Here is a 1,402-nt window from a genome sequence, read left to right on the forward strand (position 1 = left end):
GGCGCCGTCGTACGACGGCTTCGATGGTGGCGCGGGTTCGCGCTATCAGGCCAAACGTGAAGTCCGCTCGTTCTGGTATCCCACGTGGCTCGCACAGCCCGCCGCACTCGTGCCCGACAGCCGCGTGCTCGACGCACCGGCAGATGGTTTGTCGGTCGACCAAACGCTGGACATTGCGCAGCAATACGACCTGGTGGTGATCCACACCAGCACGCCGTCCTTTCCCACCGACGCCCTGTTCGCCGAAGACCTGAAGAAGCGCAAACCGTCCGTGTTGATCGGCATGGTGGGCGCGAAGGTCGCCGTCGATCCGCACAATTCGCTGACGGCTACCGAAGCGATCGACTTCGTCTGCCGCGAGGAATTCGACTTCACCTGTCAGGAAGTCGCCGGAGGCAAGCCGTTTGCGCAGATCCAGGGTCTGAGCTATCGCGCCGCCGACGGTTCGATCGAGCACAACGAAGCGCGCCCGATCCTCGAGAACATGGACGAGCTGCCGTTCGTCGCGCCCGTCTACAAGCGCGATCTGAAGATCGACAACTACTTCATCGGTTATCTGAAGCACCCGTACGTGTCGATCTACACGGGCCGCGGTTGCCGCTCGAAATGCACCTTCTGCCTGTGGCCGCAAACCGTGGGCGGACATCGCTACCGCACGCGCTCGGTCGAAAACGTGCTGGCGGAAGTGAAGTGGATTCGCGACAACATGCCTGAAGTCAGGGAGATCATGTTCGACGACGACACCTTCACCGACTTCAAGCCGCGGGTCGAAGAAATTGCCCGCGGTCTTGGGCAACTGGGCGTGACGTGGTCGTGCAATGCGAAGGCGAACGTGCCGTACTCGACGCTGAAGATCATGAAGGAAAACGGCCTGCGCCTGCTGCTGGTCGGTTATGAATCGGGCGACGACCAGATCCTGCTGAACATCAAGAAGGGTCTGCGCACGGACATCGCACGCCGTTTCAGCGACGATTGCCGCAAACTCGGCATCAAGATTCACGGCACGTTCATTCTCGGTCTGCCCGGCGAAACACAGGACACGATCCAGAAGACGATCGAATACGCCAAAGAGATCAATCCGCACACGATCCAGGTATCGCTCGCGGCGCCGTATCCCGGCACGACGCTCTATAACCAGGCGGTTGACAACGGCTGGCTCGAAGAGAACAAGGTGATCAACCTCGTGAGCAAATCAGGCGTGCAACTGGCGGCGATCGGCTATCCGCATCTGTCGCGCGACGAGATTTACCATCAGCTCGAAAACTTCTACAAGCGTTTCTATTTCCGGCCGTCGAAGATCTGGGAAATCCTGCGGGAGATGCTGACGAGCTGGGACATGATGAAACGGCGCCTGCGCGAGGGCGTCGAATTCTTCCGTTTCCTGCGCGCCCACGAGGCGTGA

1 protein-coding gene is annotated in these 1,402 nt (G+C 60.1%); it reads left to right on the forward strand.

The window, feature by feature from the left end; genetic code table 11:
- Positions 1–1,402, forward strand: a 1,402-nt coding sequence (gene hpnJ / locus NE850_RS39330; protein ID WP_310700423.1) for a hopanoid biosynthesis associated radical SAM protein HpnJ, incomplete at its 5' end; no start/stop codon positions are given.

Origin of the sequence: Paraburkholderia sp. USG1 (assembly GCF_031570135.1) — a bacterium.
Taxonomy (GTDB): Bacteria; Pseudomonadota; Gammaproteobacteria; order Burkholderiales; family Burkholderiaceae; genus Paraburkholderia; species Paraburkholderia dioscoreae.